This is a genomic window from Streptomyces sp. TM32 (genome assembly GCF_004122755.1).
Lineage (GTDB): Bacteria > Actinomycetota > Actinomycetes > Streptomycetales > Streptomycetaceae > Streptomyces > Streptomyces sioyaensis.
This window is the reverse complement of record NZ_SDIG01000142.1, coordinates 1-17,580: the sequence shown is the minus strand read 5'-3', so window position 1 is coordinate 17,580 and position 17,580 is coordinate 1. Positions and strand designations below refer to the sequence as shown.

The window sequence follows — 17,580 nt, the reverse complement described above, 5'->3', positions numbered from 1 at the left end:
CGTCATGCCCGGCGCCCGCATGCAGATGATCGTCGTGATGAAGTTGACCGAACCGAGGATCGTGCCGAAGCCGGAGAGCACCAAGCCCACGATCCACATATCGGCACCGACTCCGGGGGAATGCACGGAGTCGGAGAGCGGCGCATAGGCGAACCAGCCGAAATCCGCCGCGCCCTGCGGCGTCAGAAATCCGCCCACCGCAATGAGCGAACCGAAGAGGTAGAGCCAGTAGGCGAGCATGTTCAGCCGCGGAAAGGCGACATCGGGGGCGCCGATCTGCAGCGGCATGATCCAGTTCGCGAAACCGGCGAACAGCGGCGTCGCGAACATCAGCAGCATGATCGTGCCGTGCATCGTGAACGCCTGGTTGAACTGCTCGTTCGACAGGATCTGGTGGCCCGGCCGGGCCAGTTCGGCACGCATCACCAGGGCCATCAGTCCGCCCAGGCAGAAAAAGGCGAACGCGGTGACCAGGTAGAGCGTGCCGATCGTCTTGTGGTCGGTGGTCGTCAACCACCTCACGGGAAACCTCATGCCCGGTAGGTGTCCGGCACCGCCGCGCACTTCACCGCTCGCCGGGCCCTGGGCCGGTACGCGGGGGTGGGAAGTCTCACCCGGCCAGGTGTGAAGATCTGAGCCATGCCGGACACCAAGGGTTCATGAGCACGGACGACGCCTTCGCCGAGGCCTATCGCGCGCACTACTGGGCGGTCAGCCGCTTTGTGGCGCGCCGGCTGGACGGACAGGCACACGAGGTCGAGGAAGTCGTGGCGGAGGTCTTCTCCACCGCCTGGAGACGCCGCGCCGAACTTCCTGACGCGCCACTGCCCTGGCTGTACGGAGTGGCCCGGAACTGTCTGGCCAATACCGTGCGGGGGCGGGGCAGATACCGGCGGCTGCTGCACCGGCTCGGCCACCACGAGGCGGCGCAGCGGCGGCAGACGCTGGAAAGTCCGGACGCGGAACGGCCCGGCTCCTGGGTACACGAGGCGCTGGCCCGGCTCTCCCCTGCCGACCAGGAGGTGCTGCGGCTGACCGCCTGGGAGGAACTGACCGTCGGGGAACTGGCGGTGACCCTCGGATGCGGGCAGAGCGCGGCCGCCATGCGCCTGCACCGGGCACGCGGCCGGCTCCGTACGCAGATAGAGCGGATGCGGCAGAAGGACACGGCCCGGACCAAGGACACCACCCGGACGCAGGACACCGGCCGGACGCAGGACACCGGCCGGACGACAGACGGCCCGGATCCCCGCCCGGCCGCCCCTCTCCCCCTCGCCCCCCAGCCCGTACCGACCCGAGCCGGAAGCCGCCGCCATGCCTGACGAACCGGAGCTCACGACCGACGAGCTGAAGCTGATGACCGACGAACTGGAGCTGCTGCGGCAGTCCGACCCCGCCCCGGCCGGCGAGGGCCCCTGGCGGGACCGCCCGCTGACCGCCCGGGCAACGGCCCGGCTACAGGAGCTGACGACCGGCCCCGGCCCCACCGCCCGCCCGCGCCCCGCGCGCCGGCGGCATCTGGTGCTGGGCCTGACCGCCGCGTCCCTGGCCGCCGTCGCCGCCCTTGCGCCGACCTTCTCCGGCGCCGGCAGCAGCCCCGCCGTCGCCGCGCCCGCCGCCCTCACCCTGCACACCGGTGCGCCGTCCGTGTCCCTGGACGCCCTCGCCCACCGGGCGCAGGCCGCGGCGCGGACGGCCGGCGCCGCGGACGGGCCGCGGCGCGGCAGCCATCTGCAGACCTGGTACATGAGCATGGAGTCGGGCCCGGACGCCGCGCCGCCGGTCACCGTTCCCGAGGAGCGGATCACCCACTGGAACGCCGACGGCAGCGGCTCGGAACTGGTCGTGGCCACCGACCCGCGGCACCCGGGCCGTCCGGTGATCCACGACAACGACGGCCACTGGCAGACCGTCAGCGACGGCAAGGTCCTGCACGACACGACCTATCCGGCGGGCTCGGAGGCCCGGCACAGCGGCCTGGCCTCCCGTACGCGGCCGTCGACGGACCCCGCGGAGCTGCGCGAACAGCTGTCGTGGCGCTACGGCGGCCCGGACGGCACCCGCACCACGGGGCAACTCCTCACGGCCCTCTCCTCGTTCCGCCAGGAGTGGACGCCGGGCCCGCGGGAGACGGCAGCCATCGTCCGGATGCTGGCCGGTGCGGGCGGGCTGCGCCCGGCGGGCGTGGTCACCGACCGGCTGGGCCGGCGCGGGCAGGCGTATGTGTACGACGGCCCCGACGGCGCCGCGAACTCCACGCGCCAGATGGTGATCCTCGATCCGCGCACCGGCGAACTCCTGGGCCTGGAGGTCACCTTCACCAAGAACCTGCCGGAGTTCAGGATCAGGTCCGGGGAGGTCATGTCGTACGAGGCATGGATGCCGTGAGATGCCGGCTTGCGGCGGAACCGATGTGGGCAGAGACAGCCGCATGCGGATCCTGAGCAATGACGAACTGCTCCGCCACGAGGCATCGTTGTTGCGCGATGTGGCGTCGCGGACCCGGTGGTATGTCCAGGCGTTTCCCGATCTCGGCGACAGCGAGAGCCGTGAAGTCCGGATGGCTGTGCTGCACGCCTGGATGCGCAACCGCTACCCGGTCAACTTGCAGTTCATGAGTAACTACGTCGCCGCCGTGGTGACAGCGGTCGGGATGGCGGCGGCCTCTGTCACCGCCGGCGCGGTGGCCGCACTGTTCGCGACGGATACCGGCGGTTCCGCCCGTGCGCCCTGGTGGCTCTTTCCCACCGCCACCTGGGCCGCCGTCTGTCTCAGCGCGCTCATCGTGACCCGTAATGACATGCGCAGGCTCGTCTCTCTCTTCCGTCGGCTCGGCCTCCGCGGCACGATCTGGCGCGTCACCCACCCGCAGATTGCCTATTGGTTCGTGCCGTGCCTTGTGCTTTCCACTGTTGTCGTCACTGCCGCGGCTTCCTGGCTGACCATTGCGACGGCGCTGTCCGCCTCGAAAGGACAGCAATTGATCACCGCTGCCACCGGGGTATTCGGTGCGATCACTCACGTACGCACAGCCCAGGAGTACGAAGCGATCACCGCCTCGCTGCGCAGCGGGGTCCTCGCCCTCGCGGCAGGTGACTTGGCGGCCCTCATGCAACACAGCGCCGCTGAGCCGCCGACGTCCCGGGCCGCCCGGATCCTGCGCCGTACCGGCTCCAGCCTCGTCCTGGCGGCTTTCGCTGTGGTCATCCCGCTGCTGCCCGGAGTGGACGGCGCCACGGGCGGAGGCGTCCGCGTGCTGCTGCTCATGACGGCCGCATTGGCCCTCACCCCGGCCGGCGACAGCGCCTCCGGCTCCATCCGGTCCGCCCTTGAACGATCCCTGTTCACCAAGGGCACCGCATGACCGTTCCAGCAGGGGCCCGTGCCGGAGACCCCCGGGGGAGCCCCGGCCCGCCGCGTTCACCTGCCGCCCGAGTGGCGGGGCCGGCGATCATGGCTGATCCTTGGAAGAACGCGACGATCCACATCGGCGCGGCGGTGCAGAGTGCCGCCGCGCCGTTCGCGTGCCCGCCAGGCCCGGCACCGTACGCCACCCGGCCCAGTGCCGTACGCCACCCAGCTCCGCGCCCCGCGCCGGTTGCCCTGGGCCCCCGGCCGCCACGGCGGCGGCAGGTGCCCCCGGCCGCAACGACAGGCACCCGTGCGCATGACGCACGTCACAATGCCCCAATGGTTGCAGCGGATCATCGCGATATGGATCACAGCGGCGCATGCCGGAAATCGCTCGGGGAACGTGCGTTTCCCCAGCAAGGAGCGGGTATACGGCCGACTGCGCGGTCGTCCGCACACTGTCCGTGATGATCCGTTCTGCCCCTATGGTCGATCTTTGCCCGTCGCTCCATGGCGGGCTCCGGCCCGCCACCCCATGGCGGGCGGTCCATGTCGTCGTCCAAAGAGAGCGCAGGCGAGCGAGCACGTGCCGACGCAGTCCCCCGTCGTCCCCGGGCCCCGTGAACCCGTCGGCAGCCGTGCCGATACCGCACCCGACCCGCAGCAGAAGCAGGCGGCGGATCCGGCACAGCCGGCCTCGGGCGAGGTGACCGTCGTCGATCCCGCCATGGTCAAGCGCGCCGTGTCGGCGGCCGCGCTCGGCAATGCGATGGAGTGGTTCGACTTCGGCGTGTACAGCTACATCGCGGTGACCCTCGGGCACGTCTTCTTCCCGTCCGGGAATCCGACCGCGCAGTTGCTGTCGACGTTCGGAGCGTTCGCGGCGGCCTTCCTCGTACGCCCCATCGGCGGCATGGTCTTCGGGCCGCTCGGTGACCGGATCGGCCGGCAGAAGATCCTCGCGATCACCATGATCATGATGGCGGCGGGCACCTTCGCCATCGGCCTGATCCCGTCCTACGCCTCCATCGGCGTCGGCGCGCCCGTCCTGCTGCTCGTCGCCCGCCTGGTGCAGGGCTTCTCCACCGGCGGCGAATACGGCGGCGCCTCCACCTTCATCGCCGAGTACGCGCCCGACAAGAAGCGCGGATTCCTCGGCAGCTGGCTGGAGTTCGGCACGCTCGCCGGCTACGTCGGCGGTGCCGGCCTGGTCACGCTGATGACCGCGCTGCTGTCCACCGACGCCCTGAACTCCTGGGGCTGGCGCATCCCGTTCCTGATCGCCGGTCCGATGGGCATCATCGGCCTCTACCTGCGGATGCGGCTGGAGGAGACCCCGGCCTTCGCCCAGTTGGAGAAGGAGGCGCGGACCAGGGAGAAGGAGCGCCGCGAGGCCGAGAAGCGGATCGGCATCCGCGAGATGATCTTCGGCCAGTGGCGGTCGATGCTGCTGTGCGTCGGCCTGGTCCTGGTCTTCAACGTCACGGACTACATGCTGCTGTCGTACATGCCGAGCTATCTGACCTCGGAGCTGAAGTACGACGAGACGCACGGGCTGCTGGTCGTGCTCGCGGTGATGGTCCTGATGATGGGCGTCCAGCCGCTTGCGGGCCGGCTCACCGACCGCTTCGGGCGCCGCCCGGTCATCGGCGCGGGCTGCGTCGGCTTCCTGGTGCTGTCCGTGCCTGCCCTGCTGCTGATCCGGCAGGGGTCGCTGGCCGCCATCGCGCTGGGTATGGCCGCGCTCGGCCTGCTGCTGGTCACGTTCACCTCGGCGATGCCGTCCACGCTGCCCGCGCTGTTCCCGACCAAGGTGCGCTACGGCTCGCTGTCGATCGGCTTCAACGTCTCCGTGTCGCTCTTCGGCGGGACGACGCCGCTGGTGGTCACCGCCCTGATCGGTGCGACCGGCAACAAGATGATGCCCGCCTACTACATGATGGCGGCGGCCGTGATCGGCGGCATCGCCGTCCTGCTGATGTCGGAGAGCGCCCGCAAGCCGCTCCCCGGCTCGCCACCGGCCGTCGAGACCGAGGCGGAGGCGCAGGAGGTCCGCGAGGCGGCCCGCCGCCCGGCCACGGCCGGCTCGCCTGCCTGACCGCAGACCGACGCCCGCACCCCGAAGCACTCCGGGACCCGGCCGCAGACATCGGCCGCGGCCATCGGCAGCAGACATCGACACGCTGCGGGTGCTTCCGCGGCCGCCCGCGCGGCTCGACGACGGCCTGTACGACCCCGCCGGGGTGGTACAGGCCGTTGGCGTGTACGCCCCCGCGGGGTGGTGCGGGCCGCCGGCGTGCGCGGAGCCTCCGACCCGAACTCCGCACGGGAAGGCCGCCGTTCTGGCAAAATCACCTTCCGTGCCGAACATTTCATCGATTACGTCCGCACGGATGACGTACGCCCGCATCGGCCCGCTCCTCCACGAGATCGGCATGGTCCCCAAGGAGAAGATGGACAGCGTCCTTGAGGCCTTCGCCGACTTCGCGCACCACGAACTGGACCTCTACGAAGCCGCCTGTGCCCTCGAACACTTCGGCGTGGCGGTCTCGGTCCACGCCGACGACATCGACTCCATCCACAACGACTACGCGAGCCTGCTGGCGGAGGCCGAAGAGGTCGCCGGTGGCGCGGTCACCCTCACCAACGTCCGGCTCGTCGAGGGCGAAGGCGACCTGGAGGGCGGCCGCTTCGACCGTCTGGAGTTCGAACGGAACGGCGCGCCCGTCTCCCTCTCCGCCGAACACTTCGCGGACGACTACTACGACCACGAGGCGGCCTGCGAAGCCATCGCCCTCACCGCCCATGACGACGACCCCCGCTCATGGCACTACGTCGACTTCCCCCGCAAGCCGAGCGCCGGCTACGACAGCATCATGGTCCTCGCCACACCTGAGCAGGCAGCAGCACTGCACGAGCAGTTGGGCTTGACGTTCTCCTTCAGCGCGTGACCGGCTTCCAGGGGTGAGGTGATGGGCGTGCGCGCGTGATCGGCGCGCCGGCCCATGGACCGGCGCCAGCGGCCCGGGTTCCTCACGTCCGCGCGGCGGCCCGGCGGAAAGCGCCCGGCGTGACACCGAAGCAGCGCACGAACCAGCGGTGGAAGTGGGCCTGATCGGCGAATCCGGCCTCGGTGGCCGCCTCGGCCATGGGGCGGCCACCGAGGAGCAGCGTGCGGGCGCGGCGCAGCCGCAGCAGCCGCTGGAAGTCGCTGGGCGCCATGCCGTACTCGGCCCGGAACGCCCGGTAGAGCGCGAAGCGGCTGCATCCCGCGGCATCGGCGAGCTCCTGGGCGGTCACCGGTTGGTCATAGGCCGCCCTGAGCAGATCGCGCGCCCGCCGGGCCGCCCCGGCCTGCGCCCCCGGGGGGAGTTCGCGCGCTCCGGCCGCCGTGGCGCGACCCGCGGCCGTCCGCCGCACCACGGCTTCGACGGCCGCGGTGAGCCGCTCCTCCCGTACGAGCGGATCCGCGCCCTCGACCAGCGCCGGATGCAGTCTGCGCAGCGCGCGGGCCAGCACCGGGTCGTCGACCACCGGGCGCTCGAACAGCGGCATCGCGCCCCGGCCGTCGGTGACATCGTCGAGGACGGCGCGGACCACGTCCGGACCGATGTGCATGATCCGGTAGGTGAAGCCGAGTTCGACGGCGGACTCCCCGTCGTGCGGGTCGTCCGGGTTGAACGCCATCACCATGCCGGCGGCGCTCGTGTGGCCCGCACCCCGGCACGTGAAGCGCTGGGCGCCGGTCTCCGTCACGGCGAACGAATAGGCGTCATGGCTGTGCGGGTGGAAGACATGGCGGACGAAGTGCGCGTGCATCGCTTCCAGCGGCCGGTCCGGATCGCGCCAATAACGCACCCAGTCCCCGTCGTGCTGCCTGCTCATCGCTTCAGTCTGCCGCTCCGCACCAGCGTTCAATACGGCCGTCCGGATGCCGGACGAGACTCCCCGTATGACGACTGCACCGACCGCAACCACCGCTCCCCGCACGGCGCCGGCCGCGCCCCGCTTCGACACCAAGATCGCCGTGATCGTCCGTGACGACCTCGCCGACTGGCAAAAGCTGAACGTCACCGCATTCCTCGCGAGCGGCATCGCACACGCCTCCGACGACGTGATGGGCAAGCGCTACGAGGACGCCTCGGGGAACGACTATCTCCCGCTGTTCCGGGAACCGGTGTGGTGCTTCACCGCCGGTGCCAGGTCGCTGGCCCGCACCCACGCCCGCGCACTCAGCCGCGCCGTACCGACCGCGCTGTACACCGCCGACATGTTCACGACGGGGAACGACGACGACAACCGGGCCGCGGTGCGGGCAGTGACCACCGACCACCTCGACCTGGTGGGCCTCGCCGTATACGGCCCCCGCGGCATCATCGACAAAATCACCAAGGGCCTGAAACTGCACGGCTGACGGGGCCGCTGCCTCCTACCTGCTTCGAAAGCGAGCGATCGTGGCCGCGTTGATATATTTCAAGAAACTCTCCGAGCATGACGACGCCATCATCTACGCGTTTGGCGACGACCCCTCAGCCATGTCGCGGAGGCTCACAATGAACAGGGCTACACGGAGGCCACAACCCGATGACGGAAACATGGACTATTCCTCCCTCAAGGCATCGCGCAAAATCAACGCCATGTACGCCGAAGCAGATGAGTGGCCTGAACGCGGCATGAGCGCCAGCTAGAACTCCCCCCCAGCTGCTCTGAGGTACCACTGTGCCGCTCGATGCCGCTGACACTCCCCTCACACCACATGCGGCAAGATGGACGCATGAGCGTAGTCAAGATCAACGTGCTGACCGTCCCCGCCGAGCAGCGGGAAACCCTGGAGAAGCGCTTCGCCTCCCGCGCACACGCGGTCGAGAGCTCAGACGGCTTCGAGTGGTTCGAACTCCTCCGCCCCGTCGAAGGCACCGACAACTACCTGGTGTACACGCGGTGGCGTGACGAGGAGTCGTTCCAGGCGTGGATGGAGGGGCCCATGAAGGCGGCCCACCAGGGGGGCGGCGACCGGCCGAAGCCTGCCGCCAGCGGTTCCACGGTGTGGTCGTTCGAGGTCGTGCAACAGGCAGCACCCAAGAGCGAATGAGTCCCACGGTGGTGGCTCATCACAGTGTCCGCTCCTGGGCTCCGCACTTGAAGTGACCCACTGCGGAGCACGGTCCGCTACGGCTCGCACCATCGTGATCTCAGCCGTGACAGGGCTTGTCACCAACATGGCCACTGATCGCCGTCGCTCACCCCGGGGCGTCGGACCCAGCCCCTCACGAGCTGGCCGGCGCCCCCGGCATCACACGGACACCCAAGCACGAGCCCGGCGGTCCCAACTACTCAACGCTCCTCCATCGGCAAACCGTGAAGGGATTGCTGACGGCACATCAAGAACGTCTACGCAACTGCGGGACGGAGCGGATCGTCGATGTCAACGGTAATCGACACCCCGGAAGTGGAGCGAAAGACGGCGGTGTTCCCCGAAACTCGGATGTCGGTGAAAGGGTTGGAATCCTCGAAGAAGAGGGCCCAGACCAGGGTGTGATCGGCATGAAGGCGTCCACAGAAGCCGTACGATCCGTGGGACACCCCCTCGCCAACCCAGAGAAACCCTCCATCCGCCAGGGGAACCGATTGGTTCCTGCCGATGTCAGTCACCCAGTCCGGGTCCTCCGCCAGCACCTCTTCGAGATCGAACACTCCCCCCAGCCTCATTCCACTCGCTGCGTCGGCATCGAGGGAGACTTCGTATGATCGCCCGTCAGGGAAGTGCAGGCCGTCAAGGTCCGGCAACTGGTATTCCGCCCAGAGGCGCTCGATCGCACTCAATTTTTCTTCTTGCATCCGCTCTTCTTCTTACGCTTTGAGACGTGCGTATGTGGCGGCCGTTCCGTAAGCCCCGTAGGCGGAACGGGATTACCTTGGGCATCCCTGTTGAGCCCGGAGTTCATACGCTTTCGGAAGGCTTCTTTCCAAGTGACGCCGTTGGGCGATGGCGGGTACGGGTCATTGGGATTGACCCTGTGGATCGTAACAGGCTCGCCTATTTCCCGGGCGGCATCGAGCCGTCGGTTGTCGTAGCTGACCAGCTGACCGTCGACTTCCATGACGGTGAGCCCCGCCCCCGGACGCTTCCAGTCCCATTCCCCGGCCCGCATGCGGTCGGCATAGTCGTGCGGTGAAACCGTACGCTGGGAGAAATTGATATCCGCTGGATCGGCCCACTCGTGCTCGCCCTCCGGGGAAAGTCCGAACGGGTCACTCCAAGTGTGGGGGTTGATGACATATGCGGTCGGATTGGGGGCAGGACCGAGCCCGAGGGGGTCCGGCGTGAGGTAGCGGGCGGTTTCGGGGTCGTAGGTCCGGAAGTAGTTGTGGTGGAGCTGGGTTTCAGGGTCGAAGTACTGTCCGGGAAAACGGAGAGGAGTGTGGGCGGTCGCGTCGGCGCTCCATGTTGTGGAGCCCCACAGTGTGGTTCGGGTACGGGCGGCTATGTTGCCCTGCTCATCGAGGAGTTCGGTGGGCGTACCGATGATGTCGGTGACGATCGCGAAGAAGCGTTCGTCGACCTGTGTGTCGCTGAGGTGTTTGCGTTCCCGCTGAACCAGCGGAACGAACCCCTGGTAGTCCCAGGTGAGGGTCAGGCCGCTTGTGGTGGTCTGTTCGCAAAGGGTGGCGCCGTCCCAGGTGAAGTCCACCCGCTCCACGACCGTTTGCTGATCTCGGGCGAGACGCTGTTTTGACGAGCGGCGGCCGAGAGGGTCGTAGGTGTACTTCCAGCAGGTGCCGTCGGGGGTGGTGCAGCCGATCAGGCGGTCGTTCGTGTCCCAGGTGTAGTGCCAGGTGTCGGCCTTGCGGGAGAGGCGGGTCTTCTGACGCAGAATCGTGCGGCCGGCCGCGTCGTATGCGTAGCGGATACCCCCCGCGCGGTCCAGGCGGGTGCCGGTGTAGGTGCGCTCACCCCGGGCCTCGGCGACCGGGTGGCGATCGGGCCAGGCGGCGTGGGTCTGGTTTCCGGCCGTGTCGTAGGCATAGGTCTCGGTCCAGTTGTGGGCGGAGACGGTGGTGACCCGGCCGCCGGTGTCGAGTGCGAAGCGGCGACTGCCGTTGAGGTGATCGTCGATGCCGGTGAGATTTCCGTCCGCGCGGTAGGTGTACCTGCGGTGCTGGACGGTCTCAGCGCCCGAGGTGACGTGCTGGCAGGTGGGACGGCCGGCGGCGTCGAAGCTGTGGGCGACGGTGATGTCGCCCAGGGTGCGGGAGAGTTCCTGGCCGAGTGCGTCGTGGACGAAGGTCAGGGTGCGGCCGGAGACGTCGAGTCCGGTTCGTTGTCCGGCTGCGTCGTAGGCCCATCGGCTCACCGCTCCGGTGGGGGTGGTACGGGATATTCGACGGCCCAAGGCGTCGTAGGCGAAGGTGGTGGTGCGGCCGTTCACCGTCTCGGCCACCACGCGCCCGAACTCGTCATGGTGGTAGGAGAGTGCGCTGTCCGGCCCGGTGATCTGGGTCGCGCGCCCGGCAGCGTCGTAGTGGTAGGTGGTGACCTCGCCGTCGACGACCTTGGTGGCGGTACGGCCCAGAGCGTCGTAGGTGAAGTGGATCGTGTGACCGAGCGGCGTGGTGCGTGAAGTCAGCCGGTCTGCCGCGTCGTACGAATAGGTATGAGTGCGGGCATCGAAGTCGGTCTCGGATATCAAGCGGCCTGCTGCGTCGTATTCGTAGCGCCAGGTCAGGCCCTGAGGGTTGATGACCTCCCTGAGTTGTAGCGCGGTGTCGTGCACGAACTGGTGGCGTGCACCGTCCGGATCCGTGCGCGCCTTCAGCTGGTCGAAAGGCCCGTACTCGTAGGTGGTGGTCCGGCCCATGGGGTCGGTGTGGGAGGTGCAGTTGCCCTCGCCGTCATAGGTCCAGGATTCCTCGCTGGTGTCAGGGTTCAGACGGTGTGCGAGGAGCCCTTCGGGTGTCCACCGATAGCGAGTGAGGTGACCGAGCGGGTCGGTGACGGAGGTGGTGCGGCCGAAGCGGTCGCGGCCGAAATGTGTGACGGCACCGAGCGGGTCGGTGACGGCGAGCGGGAGTCCCGCCATGTCGCACTCGATACGGGTGACGTTGCCCAGCGGATCGGTGACCGAGGTGACGTGGCCGTAGTTGTCGTGAGTGAAGCGGGTGGTGTGGCCGGCCGGGTCCGTGACAGCGATCCGGTTGCCTTTGGTGTCGTACTCCTGACGGACTATCTGGCCGTCCGCACTGGTGACCTCCGCCGGGAGGCCGAGGTCGGTGTAGCTGGCCGAGGTGGTCGAGCCGTCCGGACGGATGACGGAGAGGAGGTGCCCGCCCTCATCATGCGTCAGGTGGGTCATGCCATTCAGCGGGTCGGTGATCTGTAGAGGGTTGTCGTGCGTGTCGTAGGTGGTGCATGAGGTGTTGCCGAGCGGGTCGGTGATGGCGACGACCTGGAGTCGGGCATTGATGAGGTACCGGGTGACGGCGCCCTGCCCGTCGGTGAGTGTGGTGGTGCGGTGCTCGTTCTCCGCATCGGGCTCGCTGTAGGCGAACCTGTTCGCCACGTGCCCTTCGGCGCCGGACTGGCTGGTGCAGCGGTGGCGGTGGTCGTAGGTGTACTCGTAGCGGGAGTCGTTGGAGTCGACCCAGGCGGTCATCCGGTGCTCGGTGTCGTACTCGAACCGGGTCACCGCGCCGGTGGAGTGGGTGACGGCGATGAGGTCGCCTGCCTGGTCGTGCTCGTAGGACCTGATCAGCTGGTCCGAGCCGCCCTCAGCCGCGCCGACCAGGTGCAGGGCGGTGAGGCGTCCCTCTTCGTCGCATGTCAGCTTGAGCTCGTAGCCGGCGCTGTGCCGGATCGCGTACGGGATGCCGGTCTCGTCCGCGTAGTCGAACGTGATCCGGTGCCCGTTGCGGTCCGTGATCTCATCGGGCAGAGCTGTGCCGGGCGCGTGCAGGGCGTCGCTGAAGTAACGAGTCTGCCCCGTCACCGGGTCGTTGACCGCCCAGTCGCCCTGGACCGTTCGCATAAGCGGCCAGCGTGGACCGTCCTGCGGCAGTACCCGCTCACCCGTCTCCGGGACCGGATAGCGCAGCAGCATGCCGGTCTCCGTGACGAAGATGACCTCGTCGCCGTCGATCTCCAGGTGCTGGTCGACGGTGGAGGACCAAGAGGGGCCGATGTAGCGGCCAATACGGGTCGAGGACTCGTACTTGCGGGTGAAGGTCAGCGGCAGGGCGCCGGGCAGGGTGATGTCGCTCTGGGACAGAAACACCTTGCCCGACGCCAGGTCGACGGGGTCGGTGCCGTCGGTGCATTTGCTCTCGTCGCGACGGGTCTTGTCGTTGGCGTGGCCCGACTCGGCTTCGTCACGGGCGCTACGGGAGGCGCCACCGCTACCGTGACGGCCGCCGCCGCTCGTGGTGTGCGGGGCGTGCGGGGCGTCGTGCTTATTGCCCTTGAGGAGCTTGTTGAGTTCCGCGGCGTGCTGGGCGTCGTTCTCCGCGTGGTTGGTGGCGACCTTCTTCAGCCGGTCCCCCGCCCCGTGATACAGGTCCTGTACGGCCTTGCTCGCATCCTTGGCCAAGGTCTTGCCCAGCTTCTCCGCGCCGTCCTCAAGCGCCTTGACAATCCGGTTGCTCACTCGAAGCTCACCGCCGCGGCCTTCGACTCGAACTCAGCGGCGTGCGACGCCACCGACCGCGCATGCCCGCGAAACAACTCGGCGCGCTTGTGCAACTCCTCCGGATGGATGGAGAAACTCTCCCCCACGCCATTCCCGCCCCCGGCGGAGACACCGAGCGCCGACTCGACGGACTGGAAAACCATGCCGCTCACCGCCTTGCCGACCACCGCCACCAAGGGATTGATCGCCGCCTCGATGACCTGGCCGATGATGTACTGCTCCAACTGCTGCTCAAGGAAGTTCACGAGCTTCTTGCCGGCCGCGATGACCAGCGCCTCGGCCGCCTCCGCGATCCCGAGGGTGGCAACCGCTGCCGCCTGGTCGGCCACGAACGTGATGGCCAGCACGATGAGTTCGGTGATTGCTTCCATCTTCATCGCCACGATGGTGTCCGCCGCGATATCCAGTGCGGTGGCCACCGTGTGGCAGGCGTTGACCAGCTCCGTCATATGACTGCCTGAAAGCTGCCCCCACTTGGCCAGCAGCGCCTCGTACGACGCCCCTTGATACACCTCGGCCATTTGATGGATGGTCGCGGTCGAGTCCTTGTGGGTGTCGTCCAGCTTCTGGGCGAAGTCCCTGACATGGGACGCAAATTCGCGAACTTTGTCCTCATTGACGTTCGGCCAGTTCACCCCGATGAACTGAAGGAACGACACCACCTCATCAGGCAGCTCAATCGCCATAATTCCCCCCTCGGCCATGCGCCACGACAGCCCATCAGACTCTGCTCAGGAGCGTGCAAGAAGAGGGCAAACATGTGCCCTAAAAACCTTCAACAGTAGGCTTGTTGGTGGGGTGCCTGTTGTGAGTCCGGGCCTCAGCAGCTCCCAGTGACACCTGGACGCCCTCGGGGCCGGCGTCATGCAGAGGTGGATGCGGCGGCCTACCGGCGCCGAGGGGGCGGAGCGCCCCAAGCCTGCCGCGTCCGGGTCGACCCTGTGGTCGTTGGAGGTGGTGCAGCAGGCCGGGCCCCGGCAGGGGTGAGCTGTCGGCGGCGGCAGCGGAAATCCGTTGCCCGGCACGCCGCTCCGGCCGTGACAATGGCGCCATGTGTGACGCCGCCGCCCTCCGTCCCCTCTGGACCGTCCGCGCGGAGCCGCCCGGGTCGCCGGACGCCGGGGCGCTGTTGCGCGAGTACTACACCGAGGTGGCCGACCGCTACTTCGCGCTGTACGAGGGCCGCCGGTCGACGCCGCAGGAGATCGAGGAGGGGCTGGCGGAGTACCCCAGTGCCGATCTGGTGCCCCCGCGTGGGGTGCTGCTGGTGGCCCGGGCGGGTGGGGTGGTGGCGGGCTGCGCCGGGGTGCGGATGCTGGACGCGCGTACCGCGGAGCTCAAGCAGGTGTTCGTACGGGCCCCCTGGCGTGGGCGGGGCGGTGCGGGGCGGCTGCTGACGGCGGCCGAGTCGGCCGCGGCGCGGCTGGGCGCCGAGCGGGTCCGGCTGGACACCCGGCGGGACCTGGTGGAGGCGGTCGCGCTCTACCGGCGGCACGGCTTCGCGGAGATCGAGCCGTACCACGACGACCCGTACGCGGAGGTCTTCTTCGAGAAGCGGCTGGGCCGGCGCCCCTCGCCCGGCTGAGCATACGGATACGGACCGGTGCCGGACCGGATGCGGCCGTCAGGCAATCTCCAGCCGTGCTCACTTCGCCCGGTCGGGCGGGTGTGGGGCAGGCGGATGGGTGCGGGGCAGGGGTTGTCGGGCGTCGCCGTTGTGCGGCTCCTCGGCGTCCGAGCCGCACAGCTCCGCCGTCAGCTCCCGGACGAGTTCGGTGAGGTCGGTGGGGCGGTCCCTGGTCCACCAGTCGCCCAGCAGCTCCGCGAGCGACTCCTGACGGGCCGTCGAGAGCCGGTCCGCGCCCTCCCGTCCGCGGTCGGTGAGCATCAGCAACGGCCCCTGACGGACGGCGAGTCCGCGCTCCTCGATCTGCCGGACGCCCTCGGCGACCACTCCGAGCGGAACGGTGCTGCGTTCGGCGAGCAGCCCCGGCTCCACCGAGCCGTAGCGGTGGATGCGCAGGATGAGCCAACTGGCGGCCGGTTTGAGGTCGAGTCCGGCGCGGGCGGTGATCTTCTCGTAGATGTGTTTCCGGCCCTCCATGCTGCCGAGTTTGGACAGCGCACGGGCGACCTCGTCGCGCGAGGACCGTTCGACGGGGTTGGAGGAGACCACCTGGCTGGTGTCGGGGGCGGTGACGCTGCGGCGCAGCGGCTCCTCCTTGAGGAACCAGGCCAGCACGAACGCCACCAGGACCAGCGGCACGGCGTAGAGGAAGACATCGGTGATGGAGACGGAGTAGGCGTTCAGGACACCGGCGAGCTCGCCGGCCGGCAGCCGTGCCACGGTCCGCGGATCCTCGGCGATCCGCGCCGGGTCGACGCCCGCCGGCAGGGGGCGTCCGGCCAGGGCTGCGGCGATCCGCGGGCGGAGGTTGTTGGCGAAGACCGTGCCGAAGATCGAGACACCGAACGAGCCGCCGATGGAGCGGAAGAAGGTGGCACCGGAGGTGGCGACGCCGAGGTCCCGGTAGGGGACGGCGTTCTGCGCGATGAGCACCAGCACCTGCATGACCAGGCCCAGCCCGAAGCCGAAGACGAAGAAACAGACGCTCGTCCCGGCGACGCCGCTGGACGGTTCGAGCCGGTGCAGCAACAGCAGGCCGATCACGACGACGCCGGTGCCGGCGATCGGGAAGACCTTGTAGTGACCGGTGCGGCTGACGATCTGGCCGGAGCCGGTGGAGGCCAGCAGTATGCCGAGCACCATCGGCAGCATGTGGACTCCGGACAAGGTCGGTGTCACGCCCTGCACGACCTGAAGAAACGTCGGGAGGAACGTCATCGAGCCGAACATCGCGAAGCCGATGACGAAGCCGATGACGGCGGTGAGCGTGAAGCTGCGCAGCCGGAACAGCCGCAGCGGAAGCACGGGCTCGGCGGCCCGGCGCTCGATGACCACGAACACCGCCAGCAGCAGGGCGCCGAGGACACCGAACCCGATGATCTGCCAGGAGCCCCAGGGGTAGCTGACGCCGCCGAGCGAGGCCATCAGCACGAAGCAGGCGGCGGCCGCGGCGATGGTGACGGTGCCCAGGTAGTCGATCCGGTGCGGGGTGCGGCTGCGCGGGATGTGCAGCACGGCGGCGATGACGGCGAGCGCGACGATGCCGAGGGGCACGTTGATGTAGAACACCCAGCGCCAGCTGAGGTTGTCCACGAACAGGCCGCCGAGCAGCGGACCGAGCACGCTCGCACCACCGAAGACGAACCCGAACAGGCCCTGGTACTTCCCGCGTTCGCGTGGCGGCACGATGTCACCGACGATCGCCATCGACAGCACGATCAGGCCGCCGCCGCCCAGCCCCTGAAGGGCCCGGAAGGCGATCAGCTCCCCGATGTTCTGCGCGATACCGCACAGCACCGAGCCGATCAGGAAGATCACGATGGCGGTCTGGAACAGCTTCTTGCGGCCGTACTGGTCACCGAGCTTCCCCCACAGGGGCGTCGCTGCGGTGGCGGCCAGGAGGTAGGCGGTGACCACCCAGGACAGATGGTCGAGGCCGCCGAGTTCGCTGACGATGGTGGGAAGTGCGGTGGCCACGATGGTCTGGTCGAGCGCCGCGAGGAGCATGCCGAGCAACAGCGCGCCGATCGCGACGAGGATCGTCCGACGGGACCGGCCCTCGCCGGGGACGGCAGGAGCGCTGGTGTCCTGCGCCATGAGCCTCTCCCTCTGTGCCGGGGTGCCGGGTGCCGGGGTACGGGGTGGCCCTTCCTTCCCATGGGGACCGGCCTTCGGACTTCTTCCATCCTGGGCGGCGGTGCCGGATATGGCCCGCCGAGCGGTGTCCGGTATCCGGGCCGTACGGGGGACGGCCAGGGCGGGCCGGACGGATGTCGTCGAGCGCCTGCGCGGGGCGGGTGACGTCTGGATAATCGCTGCCGGTTCGAGGCGTCGAGGGAGGGACCACTCGTGACGGCACGGAACTGCCCGCACTGCTCTGCCCCGGTACGCGGCGACGGCCGGCCGGCCTGTCTGTGCGCGGCGGTCGGCGCGGACGACTTCGACCCGCTGCGCGTTCGGCCGTACGTGTCACTGCCCGACGGGGAGGAGGACAGGGAGCGGGACGCGGGCGAGGACACCGGCAGGGGCTACGGGAGGGGCTACGGCACCCGCGGCAGCAGGGATGACGGCGGGGTGGGTGGTGCCGGTCCCCTCTACGGGGAGGGGCCGGGTGCCGCCAGGACGGGCGGGGCCACGGCCGGGCCATGGGGAACCACCACCGGACCGGGCGACCAGCTGGACGACTTACCCGGGGTGGACGCAGCGGTGTACAGCGCCGACACCTCCGCCTCCGCCACCTTCTCGGCCACCTCCGTCTCCTCTGCTCCGTCGGCTCGCGCCTCCTCATCCCCCCTGGTCCCCCAGGCCCGGCGCCGCTCCGGTCCGACCTCCCGGACGTTCAGCGCGACCGCGGCCCGTACCTCCGCGTCATAGCGGCCGCTTCCCGCTCCCGGATACAGGCCGAGCTGCCGCAGCCGC

The 17,580-nt window shown here is 69.0% G+C and carries 15 protein-coding genes and 2 pseudogenes; 10 read left to right on the top strand and 7 right to left on the bottom strand.

What is annotated here, in order from left to right:
- Window positions 1-534, bottom strand: a 534-nt coding sequence (locus EST92_RS24810; protein ID WP_254068995.1) for a cbb3-type cytochrome c oxidase subunit I, incomplete at its 3' end; no start/stop codon positions are given.
- 125 nt (window positions 535-659) lie between these two features.
- Between EST92_RS24810 and EST92_RS24805 the strand changes: the two genes are divergently transcribed.
- From EST92_RS24805 to EST92_RS24785, 5 genes are all read left to right on the top strand, one after another.
- Window positions 660-1,322: a sigma-70 family RNA polymerase sigma factor gene (locus tag EST92_RS24805; protein WP_129283015.1), complete on the top strand. Its 663-nt coding sequence runs from the start codon at window positions 660-662 to the stop codon at window positions 1,320-1,322.
- Between the two features lie 34 nt (window positions 1,323-1,356).
- Window positions 1,357-2,388, top strand: coding sequence for a CU044_5270 family protein (locus EST92_RS24800; protein ID WP_129283019.1), 1,032 nt, complete (start codon window positions 1,357-1,359; stop codon window positions 2,386-2,388).
- 43 nt (window positions 2,389-2,431) lie between these two features.
- Entirely contained in the window at window positions 2,432-3,364 is a 933-nt protein-coding gene (locus EST92_RS24795) for a hypothetical protein (RefSeq protein ID WP_129283014.1), read from the top strand.
- Between the two features lie 693 nt (window positions 3,365-4,057).
- A complete protein-coding gene (proP, locus tag EST92_RS24790; RefSeq protein WP_254068996.1) occupies window positions 4,058-5,449 on the top strand; it encodes a glycine betaine/L-proline transporter ProP in 1,392 nt (463 codons plus the stop codon).
- A 295-nt stretch (window positions 5,450-5,744) separates the two neighbouring features.
- Window positions 5,745-6,302 (top strand): hypothetical protein, encoded by a 558-nt coding sequence (locus EST92_RS24785; protein ID WP_129283012.1) that lies wholly within the window; start codon window positions 5,745-5,747, stop codon window positions 6,300-6,302.
- Window positions 6,303-6,384: 82 nt separating this feature from the next.
- Here the strand turns inward: EST92_RS24785 and EST92_RS24780 are convergent, their stop codons facing one another.
- On the bottom strand, window positions 6,385-7,236 hold the full coding sequence (locus EST92_RS24780; protein WP_129283011.1) for an AraC family transcriptional regulator: 852 nt from the start codon (window positions 7,234-7,236) through the stop codon (window positions 6,385-6,387).
- Window positions 7,237-7,303: 67 nt separating this feature from the next.
- Between EST92_RS24780 and EST92_RS24775 the strand changes: the two genes are divergently transcribed.
- From EST92_RS24775 to EST92_RS24765, 3 genes are all read left to right on the top strand, one after another.
- Window positions 7,304-7,765, top strand: coding sequence for a DUF2000 domain-containing protein (locus tag EST92_RS24775; protein ID WP_129283010.1), 462 nt, complete (start codon window positions 7,304-7,306; stop codon window positions 7,763-7,765).
- Window positions 7,766-7,805: 40 nt separating this feature from the next.
- The gene (locus tag EST92_RS31845; RefSeq protein ID WP_129283009.1) at window positions 7,806-8,039 is read left to right on the top strand and encodes a hypothetical protein; all 234 of its coding nucleotides are present in this window, start codon (window positions 7,806-7,808) and stop codon (window positions 8,037-8,039) included.
- An 86-nt stretch (window positions 8,040-8,125) separates the two neighbouring features.
- On the top strand, window positions 8,126-8,443 hold the full coding sequence (locus EST92_RS24765) for an antibiotic biosynthesis monooxygenase (protein WP_129283008.1): 318 nt from the start codon (window positions 8,126-8,128) through the stop codon (window positions 8,441-8,443).
- Window positions 8,444-8,742: 299 nt separating this feature from the next.
- On the opposite strand, the gene EST92_RS24760 is transcribed toward EST92_RS24765, so the two are convergent.
- From EST92_RS24760 to EST92_RS24750, 3 genes are read right to left on the bottom strand one after another with little or no spacing between them, the layout of a single operon-like run.
- A complete protein-coding gene (locus tag EST92_RS24760) occupies window positions 8,743-9,189 on the bottom strand; it encodes a hypothetical protein (protein WP_254068994.1) in 447 nt (148 codons plus the stop codon).
- Window positions 9,171-12,992 carry a DUF6531 domain-containing protein gene (locus tag EST92_RS24755; protein WP_129283007.1) on the bottom strand — a complete coding sequence of 1,274 codons (3,822 nt, stop codon included), beginning with the start codon at window positions 12,990-12,992 and terminating at the stop codon, window positions 9,171-9,173. The genes EST92_RS24760 and EST92_RS24755 overlap by 19 nt, the downstream gene beginning before the upstream one ends.
- Window positions 12,989-13,720 (bottom strand): WXG100 family type VII secretion target, encoded by a 732-nt coding sequence (locus EST92_RS24750; RefSeq protein WP_129283006.1) that lies wholly within the window; start codon window positions 13,718-13,720, stop codon window positions 12,989-12,991. The genes EST92_RS24755 and EST92_RS24750 overlap by 4 nt, the downstream gene beginning before the upstream one ends.
- 205 nt (window positions 13,721-13,925) lie before the next feature.
- On the opposite strand from EST92_RS24750, the pseudogene EST92_RS32360 reads away from it, so the two are divergent.
- Together EST92_RS32360 and EST92_RS24740 are read left to right on the top strand one after the other, a co-directional pair.
- Window positions 13,926-14,021 (top strand): annotated as a pseudogene (locus EST92_RS32360) (antibiotic biosynthesis monooxygenase); the annotation flags it as partial.
- 64 nt (window positions 14,022-14,085) lie between these two features.
- On the top strand, window positions 14,086-14,619 hold the full coding sequence (locus EST92_RS24740; RefSeq protein ID WP_161981765.1) for a GNAT family N-acetyltransferase: 534 nt from the start codon (window positions 14,086-14,088) through the stop codon (window positions 14,617-14,619).
- Between the two features lie 60 nt (window positions 14,620-14,679).
- Here the strand turns inward: EST92_RS24740 and EST92_RS24735 are convergent, their stop codons facing one another.
- Both EST92_RS24735 and EST92_RS31840 read right to left on the bottom strand, forming a co-directional pair.
- Window positions 14,680-16,869: an MFS transporter gene (locus EST92_RS24735; protein WP_129283016.1), complete on the bottom strand. Its 2,190-nt coding sequence runs from the start codon at window positions 16,867-16,869 to the stop codon at window positions 14,680-14,682.
- A gap of 386 nt (window positions 16,870-17,255) precedes the next feature.
- Window positions 17,256-17,580 (bottom strand): annotated as a pseudogene (locus tag EST92_RS31840) (hypothetical protein); the annotation flags it as partial.

Excerpts from the sequence above, each read along its gene's own strand:
- EST92_RS24805 (WP_129283015.1), top strand. The coding sequence starts at position 660 with ATGAGCACGGACGACGCCTTCGCCGAGGCCTATCGCGCGCACTACTGG.
- EST92_RS24800 (WP_129283019.1), top strand. The coding sequence starts at position 1,357 with ATGACCGACGAACTGGAGCTGCTGCGGCAGTCCGACCCCGCCCCGGCC.
- EST92_RS24795 (WP_129283014.1), top strand. The coding sequence starts at position 2,432 with ATGCGGATCCTGAGCAATGACGAACTGCTCCGCCACGAGGCATCGTTG.
- EST92_RS24785 (WP_129283012.1), top strand. The coding sequence starts at position 5,745 with ATGACGTACGCCCGCATCGGCCCGCTCCTCCACGAGATCGGCATGGTC.
- EST92_RS24780 (WP_129283011.1), bottom strand. The coding sequence starts at position 7,236 with ATGAGCAGGCAGCACGACGGGGACTGGGTGCGTTATTGGCGCGATCCG.
- EST92_RS24775 (WP_129283010.1), top strand. The coding sequence starts at position 7,304 with ATGACGACTGCACCGACCGCAACCACCGCTCCCCGCACGGCGCCGGCC.
- EST92_RS24765 (WP_129283008.1), top strand. The coding sequence starts at position 8,126 with ATGAGCGTAGTCAAGATCAACGTGCTGACCGTCCCCGCCGAGCAGCGG.
- EST92_RS24760 (WP_254068994.1), bottom strand. The coding sequence starts at position 9,189 with ATGCAAGAAGAAAAATTGAGTGCGATCGAGCGCCTCTGGGCGGAATAC.
- EST92_RS24750 (WP_129283006.1), bottom strand. The coding sequence starts at position 13,720 with ATGGCGATTGAGCTGCCTGATGAGGTGGTGTCGTTCCTTCAGTTCATC.
- EST92_RS24740 (WP_161981765.1), top strand. The coding sequence starts at position 14,086 with ATGTGTGACGCCGCCGCCCTCCGTCCCCTCTGGACCGTCCGCGCGGAG.